Annotated in this window: 18 protein-coding genes and 3 tRNA genes; 6 read left to right on the forward strand and 15 right to left on the reverse strand. The window is 59.3% G+C overall.

The features are described from left to right. Positions 1-37: 37 nt before the first annotated feature. The 6 genes from ftsH to bcor_RS05340 all read right to left on the reverse strand — a co-directional run bounded on the left by ftsH (position 38) and on the right by bcor_RS05340 (position 8,173). Positions 38-2,206 carry an ATP-dependent zinc metalloprotease FtsH gene (gene ftsH / locus bcor_RS05315; RefSeq protein WP_051875704.1) on the reverse strand — a complete coding sequence of 723 codons (2,169 nt, stop codon included), beginning with the start codon at positions 2,204-2,206 and terminating at the stop codon, positions 38-40. Then, positions 2,203-2,790, reverse strand: a complete 588-nt coding sequence (gene hpt / locus bcor_RS05320) for a hypoxanthine phosphoribosyltransferase (protein WP_033497705.1) — start codon at positions 2,788-2,790, stop codon at positions 2,203-2,205. The genes ftsH and hpt overlap by 4 nt, the downstream gene beginning before the upstream one ends. Beyond that, entirely contained in the window at positions 2,777-3,886 is a 1,110-nt protein-coding gene (gene tilS / locus bcor_RS05325) for a tRNA lysidine(34) synthetase TilS (protein WP_033497703.1), read from the reverse strand. The genes hpt and tilS overlap by 14 nt, the downstream gene beginning before the upstream one ends. Positions 3,887-3,917: 31 nt before the next feature. Beyond that, on the reverse strand, positions 3,918-5,375 hold the full coding sequence (locus bcor_RS05330) for a D-alanyl-D-alanine carboxypeptidase/D-alanyl-D-alanine-endopeptidase (protein ID WP_206537931.1): 1,458 nt from the start codon (positions 5,373-5,375) through the stop codon (positions 3,918-3,920). 108 nt (positions 5,376-5,483) lie between these two features. Next, the gene (locus bcor_RS05335) at positions 5,484-6,710 is read right to left on the reverse strand and encodes a glycosyltransferase family 2 protein (protein ID WP_033497698.1); all 1,227 of its coding nucleotides are present in this window, start codon (positions 6,708-6,710) and stop codon (positions 5,484-5,486) included. Then, entirely contained in the window at positions 6,710-8,173 is a 1,464-nt protein-coding gene (locus tag bcor_RS05340; RefSeq protein ID WP_033497909.1) for an AI-2E family transporter, read from the reverse strand. Before bcor_RS05340 ends, bcor_RS05335 begins: the two co-directional genes overlap by 1 nt. 117 nt (positions 8,174-8,290) lie before the next feature. Here bcor_RS05340 and bcor_RS05345 point away from each other — a divergent pair, with 117 nt between their 5' ends. Next, a complete protein-coding gene (locus tag bcor_RS05345) occupies positions 8,291-9,181 on the forward strand; it encodes a glycosyltransferase family 2 protein (RefSeq protein WP_033497696.1) in 891 nt (296 codons plus the stop codon). A 98-nt stretch (positions 9,182-9,279) separates the two neighbouring features. After that, positions 9,280-9,354: transfer RNA gene (locus tag bcor_RS05350), tRNA-Glu, on the forward strand. 191 nt (positions 9,355-9,545) lie between these two features. Here bcor_RS05350 and bcor_RS05355 read toward each other — a convergent pair. Further along, positions 9,546-11,519 (reverse strand): elongation factor G, encoded by a 1,974-nt coding sequence (locus tag bcor_RS05355; RefSeq protein WP_033497695.1) that lies wholly within the window; start codon positions 11,517-11,519, stop codon positions 9,546-9,548. Positions 11,520-11,669: 150 nt separating this feature from the next. Continuing rightward, positions 11,670-12,485, reverse strand: coding sequence for a tRNA (guanosine(46)-N7)-methyltransferase TrmB (trmB, locus tag bcor_RS05360; RefSeq protein WP_033497694.1), 816 nt, complete (start codon positions 12,483-12,485; stop codon positions 11,670-11,672). Between the two features lie 148 nt (positions 12,486-12,633). On the opposite strand from trmB, the gene galE reads away from it, so the two are divergent. The 3 genes from galE (at position 12,634) to bcor_RS05375 (ending at position 13,927) form a co-directional block, all read left to right on the forward strand. Continuing rightward, entirely contained in the window at positions 12,634-13,644 is a 1,011-nt protein-coding gene (gene galE, locus bcor_RS05365) for a UDP-glucose 4-epimerase GalE (RefSeq protein WP_033497693.1), read from the forward strand. A gap of 86 nt (positions 13,645-13,730) precedes the next feature. Then, positions 13,731-13,804, forward strand: a tRNA-Asp gene (locus bcor_RS05370). Between the two features lie 47 nt (positions 13,805-13,851). Then, positions 13,852-13,927 (forward strand) — tRNA-Phe (locus bcor_RS05375). 198 nt (positions 13,928-14,125) lie between these two features. Here the strand turns inward: bcor_RS05375 and bcor_RS05380 are convergent. The 3 genes from bcor_RS05380 to bcor_RS05390 all read right to left on the reverse strand — a co-directional run bounded on the left by bcor_RS05380 (position 14,126) and on the right by bcor_RS05390 (position 16,297). Then, entirely contained in the window at positions 14,126-14,665 is a 540-nt protein-coding gene (locus tag bcor_RS05380) for a low molecular weight protein-tyrosine-phosphatase (protein ID WP_051875706.1), read from the reverse strand. Continuing rightward, positions 14,665-15,336, reverse strand: coding sequence for a dihydrofolate reductase (locus bcor_RS05385; RefSeq protein WP_033497692.1), 672 nt, complete (start codon positions 15,334-15,336; stop codon positions 14,665-14,667). Before bcor_RS05385 ends, bcor_RS05380 begins: the two co-directional genes overlap by 1 nt. Positions 15,337-15,424: 88 nt before the next feature. Beyond that, positions 15,425-16,297, reverse strand: a complete 873-nt coding sequence (locus bcor_RS05390; protein WP_033497690.1) for a thymidylate synthase — start codon at positions 16,295-16,297, stop codon at positions 15,425-15,427. Positions 16,298-16,577: 280 nt separating this feature from the next. Here bcor_RS05390 and bcor_RS05395 point away from each other — a divergent pair, with 280 nt between their 5' ends. Next, the gene (locus bcor_RS05395; RefSeq protein ID WP_033490556.1) at positions 16,578-16,991 is read left to right on the forward strand and encodes an OsmC family protein; all 414 of its coding nucleotides are present in this window, start codon (positions 16,578-16,580) and stop codon (positions 16,989-16,991) included. A gap of 177 nt (positions 16,992-17,168) precedes the next feature. Here the strand turns inward: bcor_RS05395 and bcor_RS05400 are convergent, their stop codons facing one another. The 4 genes from bcor_RS05400 to manA all read right to left on the reverse strand — a co-directional run bounded on the left by bcor_RS05400 (position 17,169) and on the right by manA (position 21,978). Next, positions 17,169-18,224, reverse strand: coding sequence for a universal stress protein (locus bcor_RS05400; protein ID WP_033490558.1), 1,056 nt, complete (start codon positions 18,222-18,224; stop codon positions 17,169-17,171). 282 nt (positions 18,225-18,506) lie between these two features. After that, on the reverse strand, positions 18,507-19,088 hold the full coding sequence (locus bcor_RS07710) for a C40 family peptidase (protein ID WP_051875707.1): 582 nt from the start codon (positions 19,086-19,088) through the stop codon (positions 18,507-18,509). Positions 19,089-19,379: 291 nt separating this feature from the next. Further along, complete coding sequence (locus tag bcor_RS05410; protein WP_033490562.1) at positions 19,380-20,282, reverse strand: CHAP domain-containing protein; 903 nt, start codon at positions 20,280-20,282, stop codon at positions 19,380-19,382. A gap of 292 nt (positions 20,283-20,574) precedes the next feature. After that, complete coding sequence (gene manA, locus bcor_RS05415) at positions 20,575-21,978, reverse strand: mannose-6-phosphate isomerase, class I (RefSeq protein ID WP_033497685.1); 1,404 nt, start codon at positions 21,976-21,978, stop codon at positions 20,575-20,577. Positions 21,979-22,042 lie beyond the last annotated feature (64 nt).

Here is a 22,042-nt window from a genome sequence, read left to right on the forward strand (position 1 = left end):
GACAGGCCACACAGCGTTTGTGGCGCCGAAAAACCCACTACCCCTGTGCGGGGGTGGTATTCGGTGCCGGACCGGACGGGGAGGACGTGCCGGTCACACTCCGTTCAAGCTCTTTGGGGATCTCCACCGGTGGCAGTTCGGAATCGGGCCGATTCACATCGGAGAGCCAAAGCTCCCGCTCAGGCGCTTTTCTCAGATTGGCGAAGATTGCAGCCAGCTCATCCTTGTTCAGGGTTTCCTTGACCAGGAGCTGACGGACCAGCTCATCCAGCACATCCCTGTTCCTGCTGATGATCTGCCAGGCCTCAGTGTGGGCGGTCTCGACCAGGTCAAGGACCTCCCTGTCTATGACTTCGGCAGTCTGCTCCGAGTAGGCCCGGGGCTTCAGGGCGTCAAGACCGGAATCCTGATCGCTTCCATCAGCCCACTTGATGGCACCCAGTTTGGAGGAGAACCCATACTCGACCACCATCTGGCGGGCGATGCTGGTGGCTTTCTCAATGTCGTTGGAGGCTCCGGTGGTCGGGTCGTGGAAGACAACTTCCTCGGCCACACGGCCACCCATGGCGTAGGCCATCTGGTCCAGGAGCTCGTTGCGAGACTGGGAGTAACGGTCCTGGGTGGGCATGACAGCCGTGTAGCCCAAAGCACGCCCACGGGGAAGGATGGTGACCTTGGTGACCGGATCGGTGTGGTGAAGGGCGGCGGCAACCATGGCGTGACCACCTTCGTGGTAGGCCGTATTGCGCATTTCCTCCAGGGCCATCCCCTTGGTACGACGTCGGGGACCGCTGAGCACACGGTCGATGGCCTCGTCGATGGCCCGGTTGTCGATCAGCTGCGCATCCGAGCGGGCCGTCAGGAGCGCGGCCTCATTCAGGACATTCGCCAAGTCCGCACCGGTGAATCCGGGGGTGCGGACCGCCACGGTATGCAGGTCGACATCCGGCACGAACGGCTTCCCCTTGGCGTGAACCCTGAGGATGGCCTCACGCCCCTCCAGGTCAGGTGCCTCAACGGCCACCTGACGGTCGAAACGACCGGGACGCAGCAGGGCCGAATCCAGAATGTCGGGTCGGTTGGTGGCGGCGATGATGATCAGATTCGTATCGTTGTCGAAACCATCCATCTCGACCAGAAGCTGGTTCAGGGTCTGCTCACGCTCATCATGACCACCGCTCATGCCGGAGCCGCGCTTGCCACCCACGGCATCGATTTCGTCAATGAAGATGATGGCCGGTGCGTTCTTCTTGGCCTCGTCGAAGAGATCACGGACCCTCGATGCACCCAGACCGACGAACATCTCGACGAAGTCAGAACCTGCCATGGAGTAGAAGGGAACGCTGGCCTCACCGGCTATGGCCCGGGCCAGAAGGGTCTTACCGGTTCCAGGAGGGCCATAGAGCAGGACACCGCGAGGTATGCGGGCACCGAGAGCCTTGTACTTCGAGGGGTCTTTGAGGAAGTCCTTGATCTCCTCGACCTCCTGTACTGCGGCCTCCTCGCCGGCCACATCGGCGAACTTCGTCTTCGGGGTCTGCCCGTCATTGAGCCGGGCCGAGTTCTTCTTGCCCCCCATGCCGAACATGTTGCCCCCGGCTGCCGAGGACATCCTGGAAAGCAGGAACCAGAACACACCAAGGATGATCAACATGGGCAGAACCGAGGAAATCAACAGGCTCATCATGCTGGTCTGGGGAACAACCGAGTTGTAGCCCTCGCTCAGGTTGGCCTTTTCGACGGCCTTGACCACCTGGGGACCCTGGTCGAACACGTAGTAGAACTGAACGTCCTTGCCGAAATTCTTGTTTGTCTTCTTCCCCTGGAAGCCCTCGACGTCCTTGGTGAAATCGTCGTTGAGCTTGAGCTCGACCACCTGCATCTTCTCGGTTATCTCAGCGGATTTGACCGCCCCGCTCCTCTGGTTACCGGCCAGAAGCTCCAGACCATCCTTGGTGTCGATGGTCTGAGGGCCGTTCTGGCTGCTGAAGAAGCCGAAGATGCCCATCATGATCAGTACGGCCAGTACCGCCCAGAGCCAGGGAGAACGCCAGAAGGACCGGTTCGAGTCCGGCCCTTTCCCATCTCCCCCGTTTTGGTTGAAGTTGAAGAAGGGGTTGTTGCCCTTGTCTGGGCCATTTCCCCCATTTCGGTTGCCGCCGTTGTTCCTGGGCGGACCCTGCTGTGGTCCCTGCGAGTAGCTCATGCGATTTCCCCCTGGTTCTGTTCCTGCGTCAGATACTCGTCCGATTTGAGCACGGCGATCGAGTCAAGATTACGGTATTGCTCGTCATAATCAAGACCGAAGCCGACTACGAACTCATCGGGAATGGTGTATCCGGGATACTTGACGTCCACTTCGACCTCATGCCTGACGGTCTTGTCGAGCAGGGCGAAGACCTCTACGGATGCGGCCCCACGGGATTTCAGCTCGTTCACCAACCAATGCAGGGTGTATCCGGAGTCGATGATGTCCTCGACGATCAGAATATGCCGGCCGCGTACATCGCACCCCAGATCCATCCGCACCGTAATGTCACCATTCGAAACCGTGGTCTTCTGACCGGGATAGCTGGAGATGCTCATGAACTCGATCTGGACCGGGATGGTGACGGCCTGGGAGATGGCGGCCAGGGTATTGAAAGCCCCCTTGAGCACGGCCACCATCATCAGGTCCTTGCCCTGATAATCCTTGCTGATACGGACGGCCGTCTTCTGAATCAGGTCCTCTATCTGTTGCTTGGATACCAACTCATGATCAATGTGGGATTCAATATCAGCGATTCGCATGGACTCCATCATTGCATATGAGAATGACTTGACACTTACGAAAAGCTGAATACGAACTGGGAAAAACGGGCCCCTGTTGGCCGTGCCAATCCGAAGCCAGGGCATCCAACGATTCAACCTGTTGGGAGCTCGCCGGGACTCCCAGATTGGACAGAAGGTGGGCCAGGAACCGTAAGCGAAGGGCCGAATCCCGGGCGGAAAGACTGCGGGCATCCAGACGAGCCAGAATCCCCTGGTCGGCGTCATCGGGTTCGGGGGGCATGACCACCTGGTCGGCCAAAGCATCCGCCTGCCGGTCCAGATATTCGGCATCCCGCCTGGCAAGGTCCGCCCCCTGGGCCAGACGACGGACCATGTCGCGACCGGCGAACCGGCTCAGCCCAGGCAGGAGGTCATGCCGCACCCGCGAGCGCAGGGGAAGGTCCGCAGGAAGGGGCTGGTCGTCAGGGAACCCATCGCCGTTGGTGGGGTCATCCCACCAGGAGAGCCCCTGCTGCCGGCATATCTCCGTCGTCTCCTGCCGGGTAAGTCCCAGGAAGGGGCGCAGATAGTCGAGCCCGTCCCGTTTCATCCGATGGTTCATACCGGTGATGGCATCCAGACCTTGGGACCTGATAAGCCCGATGAGCACGGTCTCGGCCTGGTCATCCATCGTGTGGGCCAAAAGGACGGCCGAGGCGTGAACGTGTCCGGCTTCTTCACCTATGGCCTCATACCTGGCCTCACGGGCATCGGCCTCCAGACCTGCACTGGTGCGGCGCACTTGGACAGACCTGACCAGAACAGGGTCCAGACCCAGCTTCCGGCAGTTCGCTGCGGCTTCGAGGCTGACTCGATCGGACCCCTCGGAGAGCCCATGATCAATCAGGATCGCCCCGCATCGCAGACCCAACATGGACGAGACCGTAGCAGCAACCGATGCCAGAGCCATGGAGTCCCGCCCGCCGGAGCAGGCCACAAGTACGAGCGGCGCATCGGGGTCGGGCAGATGGCTGCCGTGTCGGGTGAACCTATCGCCCTGCCTGCCCAGCCCGGCGCCCTCAAGACTGGAGCGGAGGGCTCCCACGGCCTTCTTCATCTGAGCGGAATACACCACGATGCACCATCCCTCCTCGGCGTACGCACGGTTACAAACGGTCCAGGGATGTGACCAGCCGATCCACGGCCTGCCGGGCGGCAGTCATATCCTCCGGGTTGTTGACGATGACGGCGAAGACCAGACTCCCGCCGGATCTTCGGGAAACGTTGCCCGTCATGGATGTGACCTGATCCAGGGTGCCGGTCTTGACCCTGACCAGACCGTCTGCAAGATCATTCACTTTCCTCTCCGCTGCGGTTCCAGTCAACCCAACGACCGAGAGTCCTTTGGCTACAGGGGTGATTCCCTTGGATTCAAGGGCAAGCTCCTGTATCTGAACCAGGGTGTTCACACTCAGCTCGGATCCGGGGGCCAGTCCGGAGCAATCGGCCATGACCAGCCCACCTGTATTCACTCCAAGGTGGTCAAGCGCCTCTGTAACGGCCTTTACTGCTCCACCAGGGCTGTTCTCCTTGCCCAGTTTGGCTGCGGTCAGTCGGCCGAAGAGCTCTGCCAGCGTGTTGTCTGATGTTCTGAGCATCAGAGCCATGATTTCGCTGAGACGAGCTGACTGAACACTGGCGATGACCGACCCTTGTCCGGATTCGGCCTGATTGGGCTGATCCGGATTATCGACCTTTATACCGTTGCCTGCCAGGACCCTGGCAAAGACCTTGGTGGCCTCTGCCGCCGGATCGACAACCCTGGGCAGATATACACCGCCTGCATCCGGATCGGTACCTTGTTGGATGCCGGTCCAGTCACGGGCCTGGTCGATGGCCATGGAAGTGGGATGCTGGAAGTAAACACCGTCAGGATTGTTTTCCTGGATTCCTTCGGGTTCCCCTTCCTCACCGAAGAGACTGTCGTCATAGGCCACCCACACCCGGCTGACGCCGGCTTTACGCAGGGCTCCAGCCGTCTTCGCGGCCAGGCTGGACAGACCTGCACGGCCGTTGACATGAGCGGGATCATTGTTGCCTGTCCCCAGCAGCATATCGCCATGTCCTTTGAGCACCAGCACGGCGTGGTCGCCCGAGACCTCTCTGAGCTGCACATCGGTGGTCAGGCAGGATGACATATCCAGTTCGGAGGCGGCTGCGGCTGCCGTCAGGGTCTTCATGGTCGAAGCGGGCTGCCGCACCACCTGGGCAGACTCTTCAACGACCGGCCTCCCATCCGCCTGGTGGACGACCAGGGAGTAGTCATGCCCCAACCCCGGAGTAGTAGTGAACTCCTCTACCAGCTGCCGGGCCACAGCCTGGTCAACAGGACCACCGGCACCGTCACCCCCCAGGTCATCTGCGGGTGCACGGACGGATCTGGCCGGCGAGATGGTTCTGGTTTTGGATGTTTCAAGGGTCAAAGGACCTGGCAGAAGATCCATGACGTCCGCAACTGCATACCCACCGATCAGGATCACCGACATCAGGATGGACAGGGCCACTCTCCACCGCCGCGCCACCAGCGACCTTCGGGTCTGCACCACTTGGTGTCTACCATCCAATTGAACACTCCTGCGAGGAAGACCCCCACCCCGGGGGAACGGGTATGAACATCAGACAGCCTAGTCCACCCCGGCCCCGGCCCTCGCGCCCGGGTCTCCGGAGATAGCCTATTTCCCGCTGTGCTCGATGGGTTTCCATCCCGGGTTGGCGAAGATGGCCTGGAAGGAGATGGGCAGGTAGCTCAACATGAAGATTGGGAAACTCAGGCAGTATGCGAAGAGCTCCTTGTTGGAAGCGCCAATCTTGTCACGCTCAGCCAGGACGGTGATGGCAGCCAGACCCATCAATGCCAGAATGCCCAGGAGCGCAGAAGCCACCCAATCCACCAGTTCCGTTATCTGACTCCCCCAGGTCACAAAGCCGAGGGCGGGGAACAGGACACCGAAGACGCAACGGATGACGGCAAGAACGGTCAAAGGGCAGATCAGTATGGTCAGATCGACTGCCGAAAAGTCACGCTCCCTGAAAGCACGACTTATCAGGGCAGGCCCGTAGTAGCGGAAGACCTGGAGAAAGCCCTTGCTCCACCGCAACCGCTGTCGCCAGCTCTGCTTGAAGGTTACGGGTTGCTCGTCATAGAGGATTGCGGTGCCGCAATACCCGATCCTGTCACCGTGGAGAACGGAATCCATGGTGAACTCCAGATCCTCGGTCAGAAGGTGGAATTTCCAACCATTGTTGCGCTCCATGACCTCCCTGGAGAACATGAATCCTGTACCGCCCACGTGGCAGCTGGACCCGAAGACCATCCTGGAGGAATTGAGGAAGCGCGATTCCCTGATGAACCACAGGGCCGATCCCGAGGAAACCCAGTTGTCGGAGAAGTTGACGGAGTTGCGATAACTGGTCAGGATACGGAACCCGGACTGGAAGGCCTTGTTCATCTCTTCGATGTAGTGACGGTCAAGCCGGTTGTCGGCATCGAAGACGAAGAAGGCGTCATACTGCTTTGAGTACCCCTGGCTGATGATGTTGTCGAGAAGATAGGAGAGGGCGTACCCCTTGCCTATCCGTTCGGAGTCTTGCCGCTCGACCACGTGACAGCCCTTGGACCGGGCCAGCCCGGCCGTATCATCGGTGCAGTTGTCGGCCACCAGCCAGATGTCGACCATACTGCTGGGATAGGTCTGCGACTGGATGGAGTCGATCAGCGTCCCGACCACACCCTCCTCGTTACGGGCCGAAATCAGGACCGCGAAACGTTTGTTATAAGGGGCCTTGGGGAAGACCACAGGTTTGGACACGAATGAGGTTACGATGCAGATGGCCTGATAGACCACGCCGACCGACCCCAGAATCATCATGAGGATGTCAAGCACCTTCAAAAAGGCCATCAGCGCCACCCCTTACGAGGATTAGCCTCTTGGGAGGATTGCGCAGGACTTCCGGATTCAGGGTTTCCCTGCCCTGCTTCACCACCCTCGGCCCCCTTGAGCGGACTCTTGCCCTTGGCCTTGTCGGACTTGGGAATGGCAACGGTCCGTGACTCGTCAAGGTCCTCCGCCGTCGGCGGCCGATAAAGCTGTTCCGCAATCCTGGAGACAGGATCCTGAACGCTCACCCGGGCACTGCTCCCCTTGGCCGACCGGGCACCTACGTGATTGGTGACCGGTTGGACCACGTGCTCGTTGAAGGCCTCGACGCTCTCGACCACCTTGGACTTTCCTACCGGCTTGGGATCCTGCATCAGCGGAGAATCAATCAGCTCATAGTGTTTGATGGAAGCGTTGAAAATCGCCTGGAAGCTGGCGGCAAGAGGCAGAGCCAGGAAGGCCCCGAGAGCTCCGAAGACAGCGCCGAATGCCAGGACGGAAAGGAAGGCCACGGCCGGATTCAGGTCCATGGTCCGCTCCGATATCTTCGGCGCCAGGATAAGGTTCTCTATCTGCTGGTAGATGATGATGTAGACAAGGACAGCCACGGCGATCAGGAGCCCCTTGCTCCCCCAGGCCACCACAATCGGTATGGCACCTCCGATATAGGTGCCGATGGTGGGGACGAACTGGGAAACGAGGCCGCAGAACAGGGCCAGCGGCAACCAGTAGGGCACCTTGAGGGCGACCAGGAAGACCGACATGCAGGCTGCTGAAATCAGGGCCAGGATGGTCCTGCTGAAGAGGAAGCTGGAAATCTGATCCTGGGCGATGGTCCACACGAAGAGGAAACGCCGCTGGCTGTTGGGGCCCAGCCACTGGCAAAGGCTCCTGCGCAGTTTCGGACCGGCTGCGGAAATGTAGTAGGTGACCAGAAGAACGGTCATCATGTTGATGATGACCCCGAAGAAGCCCACGGTCGTGTTCACGGCCTGACCGGCGAAATCAGTCACCCAGGAGGATTGGATGTTCTTGGCTATCTCACCCCCCAGATCCTGCATGGGAGGCATGCGCCACTGGGTGTACTTCCCGATGAAATCCACTATCTGGTCATAGAAGGCCGGAGCCCCATTGACCATGCCGATCAGCTGCTTGACAAAAAGGTTGCCGAACAAACCCATCAGGACGATGACAACGATAATCAACCCGATCAGGGTGACAGCCGACGCCGCGCCCCGCTTCCAACCGTGCCGGACCAGGTTGACCACCAGGGGTTCCATGGCCAGGGCGACGAAGACCGAGATAATCACGTCCAGCACCAGGAATTCAAGCTTCCACCAGGATGAATAGGCGAACCAGGCCAGGAACACCGCGATGACCACATAGAAGAGGGCCCGACCGAACCACTCCGGTGGTCTGCGGGGGTCACCCTTGGGCGGGAAGACAGTCGCAAAATCGAACAGCTGCTTTTTATCGTTCGCCATGGTCTCCATTATCCCAATCATGCTGACATGATTCGACCCCGGGGAGAGAGCCCTCGGGAATCCGTCCGGCCTGCCGATTTTCTTCCGGTGTATCCCGTGACACGTATCCTGTAAACCATGTTGACCGTTTCCATAGTCATTCCTGCCTGGAACGAGGAGGATCGCATAGGTGATTGCCTCGTCAATGCCACCAGGCAAAGTCAGGCCCCGCTCGAGGTTCTGGTCGTGGACAACAAGTCCACCGACCGCACAGCGGCCATCGTCCAGGACTTCATCGACCGCAATCCCGACCAGCACGTGGAACTTCTCCATCAGGACAAGGACCAGGGATTGATTCCCAGCCGGAACTACGGGCTGGACAGGGCCAAGGGTGACATTCTCGGCCGAATCGATGCTGACTGCATGCTGAGACCGAACTGGGTCGAGGTGGTCAGCCGTACTTTCACCGAGGACCCGGATGCCATGGGGGCCACCGGCCCTGTCGCATACTACGACATGCCCGGAAAGAAGATCGGCCTTAAGGGCGATGACACCATACGTAAGGCCATCTATCGTGCCGACGATGGCCAGTACCTGCTGTATGGCTCCAACATGGCACTTCGCGCCACGGCATGGAAGGCCATCCGCAACGAGGTCTGCAGAGACAAGGCCGACATTCTGCACGAGGATGTCGATGTCTCCCTCCACCTGATCGACCAGGGGTTCAAAACCGTCTACTGCAAGGACATGAACGCGGGCATATCGGCCCGCAGGATGGATACCTCCTTCACCTCCTTCCGCCACTACATGCAGCGGTTCAAGAACACCTTCGACGCCCACCCCCAGCACACTCGCGAACAGAAACCGGAACACACGCTTTACGCCCTCTATCCGATCCTGCGGGCCTTCTACCCCGTTTACCAGAAGTACCTGGAATCAGCTGACATCAACCCGGCGGAACGGGTATGGATCAGCGAGCAGATGGAGCTCTTCCACCGCCATGAGCAGGAGATGGATCAGGAAGACTGATCAAGCCGTCTTCCATGCCCCCCTATACAGCCTCTCTCCCCCGACACGGCACACCAGGCTTGCCTGGTCCGGGGGAGCCAGGTATTATAGGCACGTTCGCCCCCGTCGTCTAACGGTTAGGACACCAGACTTTCAATCTGACAACGAGAGTTCGACTCTCTCCGGGGGTACCAGAGAAAAGCCGGAAAATGGCGGAATTCAACCGCTAATCAGAAGTTGGCAGACTGCACCCAAATAACGCGAATCAAGCTGTTTCAGGCTATTCCGAGCCAACCTAGTACACACTTGTTCCACTATTGGTCACGGCATAACCCATGCCTGGAGAATACCCGATCCGCACTTTCCAAAACGGGGACTCCGGGATTCAGATATACGCACCGCCGGGAAGATGCATAAAATCCTCCACTCTGTTCCATTTGACCGTATACCCGGCCCCGTGGGCGCAGAAGACCGAGTCAGAGGTGCTCTCCAGATCGGATTCAGGGTCATAACCGACGGAATCCACCACTGCGTCCTGGTCCTGGCAGGGGCGATATCCGTTGAAGACGCATGTCAGATGCCCGCAGCCATGGCTGTAGGTGCTGACCTCCATGGCGTAATCGCGCATCTGCGATACCGGCGCGTCCCCCTCCAGTTCGACAGCATCGCCGTCCGTCTGCGGCTCCGCAAAGTTCCCCTTCATCCGGTAGATATCCGACATGGCCCTGCCCAGATTCGCCTGGGGGATGGTGAGCCTGAAATGATACCAAGGCTCCAGCAGGATATTGTGCGCCTTCATCAGCCCCTGTCGGACGGCCCGGTAGGTGGCCTGGCGGAAATCCCCTCCCTCTGTGTGTTTGATGTGCCCGCGGCCGTCCAAGAGGGTGATGCGCATATCGGTAATGGGTGCTCCCGTCAGAACCCCCAGGTGCTCCTTTTCAGCCAGGTGGGTCATGATGAGCCGTTGCCAGTTCCCGTCTAGACGGTCGAGGCTGCAGTCCGATGCGAAACTGAGACCACTCCCCGGCTCTGTGGGTTCCAGGAGCAGGTGGACTTCGGCATAGTGTCGGAGGGGCTCGAAATGCCCGACCCCTTCAATCGGAGCCGCAATCGTCTCCCTGTATAAAATCCCGCCCTGACTGAAGGAGACCTGTATGCCGAATCGTCGATCCAGCTCCTCCTGTATCACTTCCAACTGAACCTGACCCATGAGGCGCAGGTGAATCTCCCGGAGCCGTTCCTGCCAGACCACGTGCAGGAGGGGATCTTCATCTTCCAAGATGCGCAATGCGTGCAACACCGAGTGTGGGTCCAACCCCTCAGTCACCACCGCATAGGTAAGCACCGGCTCCATAACCGGCGTCTGGTCCTTCCACTCACACCCGAGACCCTGCCCAGGTCGGGTCAGGTCCAGGCCGGTTGCCGCCACGATGCCGCCTGCCCGGGCACAGTCCGTCAAGGTATAGGTGGACCCGGAATAGACACGGAGCTGGTCAACCGTCTCGTTGGCCCCAGTACAGTCGGCCTTCCCGGAATCCCCGGTGGGTCTGCCCACCTCCGTATCCAAAGAGGATTTGACTGGCAGATCACCACCAGTCACCTTAAGCCAGGACAATCTGGCGCCCTTGTCGTCATGCGATATCTTGAAGACCCTGGCACCGAACTCCGTACCGTACACGGGCGATAGGGTGTACCGCTCCAGTCCTTCAAGAAGGGCATCCACCCCATCCAGCCGAAGGGCGGATCCGAAGAAACAGGGAAAGAGACGGCGATCAGCCACCAATCTTGCCAGACTCTCATCCGCAATACATCCGGACTTGAGGTATTCATCCATGATGCCCTCGTCAAGCAGGGCAACATCCTCCGCGTCGTTGCAATCAAGTCCTCGACTCAAATCAAAGCAGCCCGGAGACCAACGATGCCTGCATGCATCGAGAATGCGGGTGGCATCGGCACCTACTGCATCGAGCTTGTTGACGAAGATGAAGGTGGGTACCCCATATCGTGCCAGAAGTCGCCAAAGCGTGTCGGCATATCCCTCCAACCCGGAGGTGGCGTCGATAACGAGAAGGGCATAGTCCAACACCGATAAGGTCCGTTCCATCTCGGCGGCGAAATCCATATGGCCGGGTGTATCGACAAGGGTCAGATCCACATCTCGATAGGTCAGCTGGGCCGGCTTGGAGAAGATGGTGATACCACGCTGCCGCTCCAGATCCGAGGTGTCCAGATAGGCATCGCCATGATCGACCCTGCCCAGACGGCGAATCCGTCCTCCCTGATACAGCATGGCCTCTGAGAGCGTGGTCTTGCCGGCATCGACATGAGCCAGCATCCCCACCACTATCCTCTTGACCATCGCGGGCCTCCCTTACTCCCCCAGACAGAAACGACCAGGCACATACCCGCCCTCCCGGGAACCTCCTCGACAAGTTTCGCGATCGACCGATGGCTCCCGCCACCTTCCGTGCGCTTCGGAGGATTCAAGCGAGATATCCTTCGGGCCGGGTCACCGTACGGGAGAGACCTGATACGTCAGATCATGGATGACCCGACCTGCTTCGATGCCTTTCCGCTCGAAGTTGGTCACGATTCTGCCGTCGAACCGATCAGACTCCATAAAGGCAGCATGAGGAAGGGTCTCGGCCTGGTCTGCCGTTCCCTTGCCGACATGCTGGGTGGGCAGACTTACCTGCAGATTGCCCAGGTTTCTGAATCGCGGATTCGCGTCCATCACCTCGTGCACATGCAGCGCATAATCCTCGATGTCGGTCGCTATTCTCCAGACCCCTCCAGGTTCCAGGCAATCCGCCAGGTCATCAGCCAGAGCCGGTTGGACCAGACGACGCTTGTGATGCTTCATCTTGGGCCAGGGGTCGGGGAAGAAGGTCCAGACTTCGGCGATCAGTCCTGATTCCATTCGGGTCAGGAGGTCCGGGGCGTTGACCTGGGCAAGACGCAGATTATCCAGTTCGGATTTCCCCGCCATCAACATGGTATGGGCCAACCCTGGCTGATAGACCTCCAGGGCCAGGTAATTCCAATCGGGATGCTCCCGGGCCGAAGCAACAACATTCTCCCCCTGACCGGATCCGATTTCCACAATCAGTGGGGCCTTCCTGCCCCAGATCGATTCGACCGTTGCGGAATCAAAGCGGAAACCCTCACCTACCGCCAGCGAACCCTCTGCCTGGCCCAGGTCGAGAAGATAACGGGAGGAATACTCAGACCAGGCCCTCGCCAGTCGGTCGTTGAGTTTCTCGGACCGCCTCACATACGAGACGATGGACCGCCGGCCGGCATTGCTCTGTGTTTCTGTGCTCATCACATCTCCTATATATCCTAGAAAGTGCATGAACATGGGCATGGCATGAATATGTGCCCGTGATATACTCAATATGTAACAAAAGATAACACAATATTGCAAAACCGAACAAGCCTCCGGGCCGGTTATCGACAGGAAAGGCATACGCATGTCAGTTATGGTTACAGGTGGATGTGGGTACATCGGTGCCCATGTGGTCCACGCCCTGCAGGAAGCCGGCACGGAGGTCGTTGTGGTCGACGACCTGAGCTACGGCAAACCCTCCCGCATTGGCAATGCCCGTCTTTACGGAGCAGACGTAGCCGCACCCGGAGCCGATGAACGCCTGATTGAAATCATCAGGGAGAACGATGTCGACTCGGTCATCCACTTCGCCGCCCGCAAGCAGGTCGGAGAGTCGATGGAGAAGCCCATCTGGTACTACCGACAGAATCTGAACGGCATGATCAATGTCCTGGCAGCCATGGCCAAGACGGATGCCAAGAAGCTGGTCTTCTCAAGCTCGGCCGCCACCTACGGCGAGCCCCCTGTCGACGTGGTGCCCGAGGACGTTCAGCCCATGCTCCCGATCAACCCCTACGGGCAGACCAAACTCGTTGGCGAGTGGATGGCCCGGTCCTGCGAAAAACCTCATGGCATCCGTTTCTGCGCCCTGCGCTATTTCAACGTAGCCGGCTGCGGACCCGTGGAACTCGAAGATCCCGCCATCCTCAACCTCATCCCCATGCTCTTCGATAGGCTCAAGCAGGGCAAGGCGCCAGCCATCTTCGGCGACGACTACCCTACCCCCGATGGCACCTGCGTACGCGACTACATCCACGTTTCCGACCTGGCCGATGCCCACATCGCAGCCCTGGGATACCTGAACCAGGATGAACGCAAGTACGACGCCTTCAATGTCGGAACCGGAGAGGGCACCTCGGTCCGCCAAATCGTCGACGAGGTCAAGAAGGTCACCGGTCTCCCCTTCACCGAGGCCGTCAAACCGCGCCGCGCAGGCGACCCGCCACACCTCATCGGCGACCCCTCTCGCATCAATACGGAAATGGGCTGGCATGCCAAGTACAACGTGCACGACATCGTCGAGTCCGCATGGGAGGCATGGCAGGCCAATCCAGACCACCACATCGACGTGGCCACCTGGAACCAGACCGACTGATACGGCGTTTCCATCAACGACGCGCCGGGGGCTTGCAATCCCTCGGCCGTCATGTAGACTTTTCTCTTGGCTGTTCACGCAGCCACGGCTCCGTAGCTCAGTTGGTTAGAGCGCCGCCCTGTCACGGCGGAGGTCACCGGTTCAAGTCCGGCCGGAGTCGCTCTGAATGGTCTGGCCCGGTTCGTCCGGGTCTTTTCGACTGTTCATGGCTCTGTAGCTCAGTTGGTAGAGCGAGCGACTGAAAATCGCTAGGTCAACGGTTCGATCCCGCTCGGAGCCACCAGCACAAATCCCTCTCCCCTTGTGGTAAGAGGGATTTTCCATATCTTGCCGAGGCGACCAACGCTTGGGCGAGGCGGTCCAATAGACAATGGTGGCCGAGGCAGATTTGCCCCGACCACCACCACAATCAGCAACCCCAGGCGTATCCTGCAGAGGCAACAATGGGCGCAACTACAGAAGTGTTGCAGCCCCTCCTCATTCAGAGCCGCTCAATCACCCAATCGACAATGTAAGGGGCCGTGTGCTCAATCTGGTCGATGGCCACTTCGAATTCATGGGAGCCGCCATACCAGGGGTCGACCAGATCAATCCTGCTCTCCTGCCCGGGTGCCGGCTTGGGCAGATCCGGATCGAAACTCCTGTACAGGTGGACGGCCTGACGTTTTTCCGCCGGAAGAAGACGAAGCAGGGATCTCATATGCTCAGCGGTCATGGGCAGAAGCAGATCCGACTCGTCAGCCTCCTCCCGGCTGATGCGATGGGCGAAGTGATCGGCAGGCACCTCGTACCCCCGATCACGCAGGACCTTCTGGGCACGGCGGTCTATGGGGTTGCCGAACTCCTCGTCGCTGACCCCACTGGATTGGACCACGACCCTATCGCTCTCAAACCCCCGATCAGCAAAGAACTTCCGGAGAATGATTTCCGCCATGGGCGAGCGGCAGATGTTGCCGGTGCAGACCGTCATGACCGTATATGGCCCCGACTCGCGAGTGCCTTCCTTCTTGCCTGTGCCCATCATCGCACCTTCTCATATGTCGTGAAACGATACCGTCCAATCCTGGAGCGCTGTTCGGAATCGGCCGGGACCTGCCATTCCCCCTGCTCGGCCACCCGCCAGAACCGCTCCTGGACCAGATCATCCATGTCGGGCATGAAGGTATCGGCGGGGACCTCAAGGTCCAGGTCTGTCACAAAGGCACGGTCGGCCAGGGAGAAGAAGTGCTCGAAGAGCTTGGCCCCACCGATGATCCAGATCTCCCCCCGGTCCATCCCGTCCGCAGGTATGGTCTCCTGCCGGGCCAGATCCAGGGCATCCTCTGCGGCCGAAACCACCGTGGCACCCGGTGCCCGGTACCGGGGATCGGTCGTGACGACGATGTTGTCCCGGTTGGGCAACGGCTTGGACCCCATGGACTCCCAGGTCCTACGCCCCATGACCACGGGGTGGGATATGGTCAGCTCCTTGAAGTGCCTCATATCCTCACTGAGATGCCAGGGCATCCCATTCTGATTTCCTATGGCACCAGGCCGTCCATCCATGGACCTCGCCTGTGCCCAGATCAGATTGACGGACGAAGGACGTTCGATGTCACCTTCCAGATCCTGCCAATCCTCACCACCTAAAAGCCCGGCCTGCCCGGGCTCGGGTTCGTGATAGCCGCTACGGCTACTACTGTCATGCTCCATCTGTTGCGTTCACTCCTCGTGAAGAGTTGGATATACGAGTCCATGATAATCGCCTGCACTGACGGCGCAAGCTTATCCGGGCGCACTCTCAGACGGCCACCGGGGCTTTGATGGCCGAATGGCTCTGGTAGTCGACCAGTTCGAAGTCCTCATACTGGTATTCGAAAATCGAAGGAGCCTTCCGGATCCGCATCCCAGGATAGGGGTAAGGCGCACGGGAGAGTTGCTCCAGGACCTGATCGATATGGTTGTCGTAAACGTGGCAGTCCCCACCGGTCCATACAAACTCCCCGGGTTCAAGGCCGGCCTGCTGGGCCATCATCATGGTGAGAAGCGAGTACGAGGCAATGTTGAACGGAACGCCCAGGAACATGTCACAGGAGCGCTGGTACAGCTGACAGCTCAGGCGACCGTCTGCCACATAGAACTGGAAGAGGGCATGGCAGGGCGGTAGGGCCATCTGATCGATTTCGGCGGGATTCCAAGCGCTGACAATCATCCGACGGGAGTCGGGATGGGTCTTGATAAGGTCGATGACCTTCTGAATCTGGTCGATGGTCCGGTTGGGGTCATCCGGGGTCGGCGCGGGCCAGCTGCGCCACTGCACCCCGTATACAGGACCCAGATCGCCAGTCTCCGGGTCCGCCCATTCGTCCCAGATATGCACGTTGTGCTCCTGAAGCCAGCGCACGTTCTGCGACCCCTTGAGGAACCAAAGCAATTCGTAGGCAATGCCGCGGAAGTAGACCTTCTTGGTCGTCAGCAGGGGGAAGGAGGAGAGGTCGAACCTCATCTGCTGACCGAAGAGGGAGATCGTACCCGTCCCGGTCCTGTCCGATTTGAGGTTGCCCTCCATGAGTATCCTGCGGACCAGATCCTCATAGGGCATGGGGATATCGGTCTGTGGGCGTTCCGGAATCCTGGAACGAATTTCCTGCAACTGTTCTTGGGACAAAACCATGGTAGCCAGTCTACCAAGCCGTATCCTCCCCAGGAGCTGAATCTCTGGACTGGAGCGGGAGGACTCCTCCCGCAGTCCCAACCGCGGACGCCGGTCATTGCCCCTCCCCCGGATCGACGCCTCATCCTCTGCCTGCTGCCTTCCTGCACCACCTCTACGCCGGTGACAAAGAATAACGGCCAATGTGGTCGGTTAGGGTTAGATTGAAGAAAACAGGACCGACGGCAGGTGCCGACGGCGACCGGTGCCCCTTTATGGGATACCCGACCAAGGAGGAAACATGGGAAAGAGACTGTGGGTGGAACGCAACAAGGACGGTTCCTGGGACGCTTATTCGGATGAGGGCGCCCACATCAAGTTCGGCAAGGGTAAGGGACAGTTCAACCCCGGCGACCTGATGAAAATCGCCTTGGCCGGCTGTGGGGCCCTGTCCAGCCAGTTCGCCATCGAGAACTCACTTGGCGAGGGTAAGGGCGCCAGGATAGTCGTCGACGGGACCTATGACCCTGATGACGACGCCTACCTGAACTTCACAGAGCAGGTGGACGTGGATGCCACCGATGCCCATCTGAGCCAGGAGGATGCCGACAAGCTCGAGGAGCGGATCCGTCGTCACATCGCCAAGGCCTGCACGGTCGAGCACACCTATGAGCATGAGACCCCGGTCAGGCTGTCCGTCAAGGTTCGTCACTGACACCGGACGAGGTCTGCGCAAGTCAACTCGCATACAAGGAAGACCCTCTGGGTTGGAGTTCCTCCCAGAGGGTCTTCCTTGTATCTGAATCCTGCCCGGCAATCATAAAGTCGGCCGACGTACCACCATCTAGGCTCAATTCCTTACGCGAATGTCAGGAGATCAGGTCTTTCGCCCTTACTTCCGGCGTTCCGGGTCAATCGTGGACTCGATATCGGCCAGCTGCTCAGGTTTCGCCGTATCGACGGAGACCTGTTCCACTCCGGTTATCTGATCGATGTCCTTCGTTTCGACAATCAGACCGCCCTCTGCGGCGGCCTTGAGCCCGGACTCCTCGGCCTCCACGTACTTACGGGGGACCACGTAGACAGGGCTCACGGCATGCTGCAGCAGGCCCTGGCTCGTTGACCCCAGCAGGAGACCGGTGAAGCCTCCGCGACCTCGGGATCCGACAACCACCACATCATGGGTCTTGCTGGCCTGGGTAAGGGCCTCAACCGCCGAACCAGGCACCACACTCTTGGTCACATGAAGATTGGGGTAGGTCTTCAGCAAAGGGGCGATACGGGTGTTCAAATCGTCCATGTACGATTCCATGACGCTTTGCTCCTCCGCCGATCCGGTACCCGTCAGGCCCGAGATGTTGGGAACGGCCGACATGACGTTCAGCTCAGCCCCCCAGCTGTCGGCAAACCCGGCGGCAATCTGCAGGGCCTTCAGTCCCCACTTCGATTCGTCCGATCCGACTGCCACGCTCCTGATTTGATTGTTCAGGTGCATCAGGTTCCCATCATCGTCGGTATAGGGCACGACCACAATCGGGCAGTAAGCGTAGGCAGGCAGACTTGAACTGGTGGTACCCAACAGACGCTCGGCCAGTCCACCCTTGCCCCTGTTTCCTATGACTATGAGCTTGTAGTTACGGCTGAGCTCGACAAAGACCGAGGAGGGGTCGCCGGTGACAATCAGTGTCGCCGCGCTGACACCCTGGTCATCAGCGATGGCCTTGGCCTTGGAGAGGATCTCCTGAGCATCATTGTGGGCGGCCACATCATCGCCCATGGTGGTATAGGTGGCATCGAATGAAACCGCTGCATAGCTTGGCAGGGAGTATGCGCATACGATTTGCAAAGTCAGACCTGCATGCTTGGCGAAATTGGCAGCCCACCAGGCAGCCTTGTAACTCGCATCCGAACCGTCGACACCTACCAGAACAGCCTTATCGTTGCTCATGAGACGACCTCCTTGTGCTCAAGGCGATACTGCAACCCGGTATCGCTCTACTGTCAGAATAGCTCACTCGCGTTCCACAAATAAGTCGGCGGACGGGGAACACGCCCAAGGACAAAACGCCTTCCATGACCTGCGTCTGCCGCGACAGGGATTCCAGCACTCATGCCAACTGCCGCAACCGGCCCGCAGAAACCTGACCTGCACACAAAAAGCGCCCCCAAAAGGGGGCGCTTGGCAAGTCCTATTCCAGTCGGCCTTTTTGCTTAACCGACCTCGGTAACGTCAGACCAGTCTCCTGTATTCGAAAGACCGGTAGGGAGCCTGTACCTTGACGGTCTGGCCCGGAGCGGGGGCATGAATCATGTATCCGTTACCCACATAGATGGCCACGTGCCCGGGAGCAACCATCAGGTCACCGGGGGCAGGAGTGCTGACCGGCGTGCCGAATCCGGCCTGAGCATCGGCATTGTGCGGAAGCGCGATTCCGAAGTGGGCAAAAACGTACTTGGTGAATCCTGAGCAGTCGAATCCGCTCGGGGTCTCACCACCAAAAACATAAGGGACACCCTGGAACTGCATGGCGTAGCTAACGACATCCTGACCGGTCCCGGTCACAGGGGCATCATCAACGGCAACCTGCTGAGTAGCCCGCTGACTGGAGCGGCTGGCAACTCCGGACTGATTCCTTGTCTGGGCGTTCTGAGCGGCCTGGGCGGCCTGAGCAGCGCGGGCCGCCTGACGGGCCTCGGCATCCTTTTCCGCCTGGGACTTGGTCACAGGAACATCCAGGGATTCAATGCCACCCCAGTTGGAGTCCTTTTCGACCGTAGTCGAAATCGACTCATCAAGAAGGTTTGCCTTCACCCTGTTATGAGGTGTGAAAGATCGTGACGAGGCAACAGCAGAATCCGCACTACCAGCGGCATTAGCCACAGCAGGGATACCTGCAAGCAAGGAACCGCACAGGGCGGCTGTCACAAGACGAGTCACTTTTTTGTGTAAGTTATTCATCAATTACAATCCTAACACAACAACTGATGACTGTTCAATGCTCAGGTGCATCCGATATGAAATGAGCGAACGCACCGAGGTGGCGGGAAGCCCGGCACAGTGATGAACTCCCGAACAGGCCGCCCGGGAATTCAGGGATTGCGCTCAGTAGTGGATGTACTGCAGCGCGTGAACATTGGTCAGGGTGCGGGAATAGGTCTTGCCGTTCATGACGGCACCGCACTCCGAAGTAACTATCGAACCATCGGGGTTGATCTTCTCGACGATTGCCACATGACCATAGGTCATGTCGGACCCTTCCTGACCCGGCTGGAAGACGATCACATCGCCGACATTGCGGGGGGTGTTGTCGACCCAGTACCCCAGCGCCCTGGCCGAATTAGCCCAGTTCATGCCATTGCCCAGGTGGGAACCGACAGGCAGGCCCAGCTGATGACGGCGAACATAGGCCCACCACGTGCACTGGCTGAACTCGTAAGCGTTGCCTCTCTCACCAGTGGCATGATTCGGGTTGAACCCCTCGGGAATCGCGTCCCGGTTCTCGTCCATCAGGTTGGCGACAACCGGATTCTCAGCCAGAGACTTGGACATCTGGCTAGCATCAAGATCACTATCACCGAGCTGCCAGGAACCCTCATTCGTCTGGGACTCGGTGGGAAGACTCTGACGGGTCTCCGAACGGGAAACGGTGGTGCTGCCATAGACGGTCGAATCCAGGGACCCGGCCGGAGTGGCCAGATAGCTCCCGGTACTGCTGGCCATGGGGGAAACCCCATCATTCCTGTTCTGCGAGAAAGTCAGAGAAGAAGCTGCGGCACCGACCAGAACGGTCAGGGCCGAACCGGTCACAAGGTGTGCGCGACGTGCCTCGGCCTTGGCGGCCAGGCGAATGGAGCGACGTGTAGGAGGGGCCACCTCATTAAGTTTCGCAACCAGGGCATCATCGGCATCCATGCCATCCTGCTGGGTGGAGCTCGAAGGAGGGGACACTAATCTGCCTATACGTGCGCCTTTCCTGGCCGGAGCCCTGTGCGCAGCATGCTTCATATATCAATCACTCCTATTGCGTTCCAACACGACTATCGTGTCGTACCACTCTAAAACTTCACAGGTGAACACCTTAAACCAAACCACTACGTTCGACAACTGTGATCGGTTGTCCATACTGGCGTACTCAACCCACTCCCTGTACGCCACCCAACTTGAGCAACCGCATGTTCATAAGGATTATACGGACTGGCGAAAAGTTGGTCAATTGTGGCCCGGGACATTCAATTACGGCGTGTTTATCCGGGCGTGTCGGCTTTTCTATCCACCGAAAGCGAACTGGTGCCGCTACTCAGACAGGGGTCGCGGCCAGAAGGAAGGAGCCGTTCTCCGTCGCCGTTCCAGTCTCCTGGACGGTAGATTGCGGCAGGGTGACGACAACCCGCCCGTCCTCCGACGGGATGAAGACGGCCTGACCCTGCTTCAAGGTAACGGAGCTGTACTCGGTCGAACACTGGATCGCCCCCTCGGTACAGAGGAGGATGCGTGGACCCTTGCGGGGAATCATGAGCCGGCGCGGCCCCAGCTTCTCGATCAGGTCACCGTACCGCTGGTTCAGTCTTGCCATCAGGGGCCAGGCCGCCTCACCCGCTGACACATTCCCATATACCAGCATGTACTCGCTGATCTTGGGTTTGTAGGTCACCATGTTGTGCATGATCAGGGTGGCGATCATGGAGCTGGACGGGTCGATAGGGGCGTTGGGCTGGCAATCCAGACTGCGCAACAGGTTGGGGATGTCGCGGTGCTTGGGGGTCATGCCGGCACGGAGCACGTTGTCGGAGTTGGTCATGATCTCAGCCGCCGTACCGTGGATATATGCATGAGGGGTGCCCGCAGGAATATAAACGGACTCACCCTCCTCCAGACAGACCGGGTTGAGCATCAGCAGACACAGGACCGACGGGTCTCCCGGGAAGGCTTGTGCGGCCTGGAGAGCGTTGTCCATGACGGCATGGGTCTTACGCCCCTTGACCTTCTGGCTGGCCGACTCAAGGGCGGCACCAAGCGCGGCGGATGACTCCTCCGGAGCCGTGATGGCGGTATGAAAGGCCCGAAAGATTCGTCGCCTGGAGTCCGGCCATATCAGCGAGGAGACGGGCATCATGGCATCGGCTTGGGCGAACTGGGCCGGGGGAACCCCCATGTGGAAGGTCCGCGCAGTCAGGGCCTCTGCCATCAATCGGGCCAGCGGGTGGTCGACCGCGCGCAAGAGGGTCAGCTGGAAAGCCACCGGCGAGAAACCTACAGAGGCCGTGAAGGGCTCCAGTGCCACCACCATCTCGTTTTTGGCCAGGGTGTCTTTGAAAGAACGGTCAGGCGCCTCCCGGGGTATGCCGGCGGCGTTCTCCCGGTTGAATCCTGCCCGGGCTTCGAAATCCAAGGGGTGAACCTGGAGGGATAGGGGTATCCGGGCGGATATTACCTTGAAGAGGTAGGGCAGGGTCGGGCCGAAGAGCCGCGAATCCTGCTCGCCCAGCATGGTCATGGGATCGCGCCGGATGGCATCGGTCAGGGGAACCGTGTCCCCACCGGAAAGAGTCAGGGCCGACGGGGATTCAGCGTGGCCACTGAACCACATCTCTGCCAGGGGTTCGGAGCTGCCGCCACCCTCCTGACCAAGGTGGAACATCTGCTGCAGTCGGTCATAGGACCCCCAGGCGTAATGCTTCTCCACGGCTCGGATCGGAAACACACAAGCCCCTTTCTGAAGAAGTCATTGCACAGATCGGGCACAAGGCCCCCGCCAATCACGTCAT

The organism is Bifidobacterium coryneforme, from assembly GCF_000737865.1.
In the GTDB taxonomy this organism is placed as follows: Bacteria; Actinomycetota; Actinomycetes; order Actinomycetales; family Bifidobacteriaceae; genus Bombiscardovia; species Bombiscardovia coryneformis.

Excerpts from the sequence above, each read along its gene's own strand:
- ftsH (WP_051875704.1), bottom strand. The coding sequence starts at position 2,206 with ATGAGCTACTCGCAGGGACCACAGCAGGGTCCGCCCAGGAACAACGGC.
- hpt (WP_033497705.1), bottom strand. The coding sequence starts at position 2,790 with ATGCGAATCGCTGATATTGAATCCCACATTGATCATGAGTTGGTATCC.
- bcor_RS05335 (WP_033497698.1), bottom strand. The coding sequence starts at position 6,710 with ATGGCCTTTTTGAAGGTGCTTGACATCCTCATGATGATTCTGGGGTCG.
- bcor_RS05340 (WP_033497909.1), bottom strand. The coding sequence starts at position 8,173 with ATGGCGAACGATAAAAAGCAGCTGTTCGATTTTGCGACTGTCTTCCCG.
- bcor_RS05345 (WP_033497696.1), top strand. The coding sequence starts at position 8,291 with ATGTTGACCGTTTCCATAGTCATTCCTGCCTGGAACGAGGAGGATCGC.
- bcor_RS05355 (WP_033497695.1), bottom strand. The coding sequence starts at position 11,519 with ATGGTCAAGAGGATAGTGGTGGGGATGCTGGCTCATGTCGATGCCGGC.
- trmB (WP_033497694.1), bottom strand. The coding sequence starts at position 12,485 with ATGAGCACAGAAACACAGAGCAATGCCGGCCGGCGGTCCATCGTCTCG.
- galE (WP_033497693.1), top strand. The coding sequence starts at position 12,634 with ATGTCAGTTATGGTTACAGGTGGATGTGGGTACATCGGTGCCCATGTG.
- bcor_RS05380 (WP_051875706.1), bottom strand. The coding sequence starts at position 14,665 with ATGGGCACAGGCAAGAAGGAAGGCACTCGCGAGTCGGGGCCATATACG.
- bcor_RS05385 (WP_033497692.1), bottom strand. The coding sequence starts at position 15,336 with ATGGAGCATGACAGTAGTAGCCGTAGCGGCTATCACGAACCCGAGCCC.
- bcor_RS05390 (WP_033497690.1), bottom strand. The coding sequence starts at position 16,297 with ATGGTTTTGTCCCAAGAACAGTTGCAGGAAATTCGTTCCAGGATTCCG.
- bcor_RS05395 (WP_033490556.1), top strand. The coding sequence starts at position 16,578 with ATGGGAAAGAGACTGTGGGTGGAACGCAACAAGGACGGTTCCTGGGAC.
- bcor_RS05400 (WP_033490558.1), bottom strand. The coding sequence starts at position 18,224 with ATGAGCAACGATAAGGCTGTTCTGGTAGGTGTCGACGGTTCGGATGCG.
- bcor_RS05410 (WP_033490562.1), bottom strand. The coding sequence starts at position 20,282 with ATGAAGCATGCTGCGCACAGGGCTCCGGCCAGGAAAGGCGCACGTATA.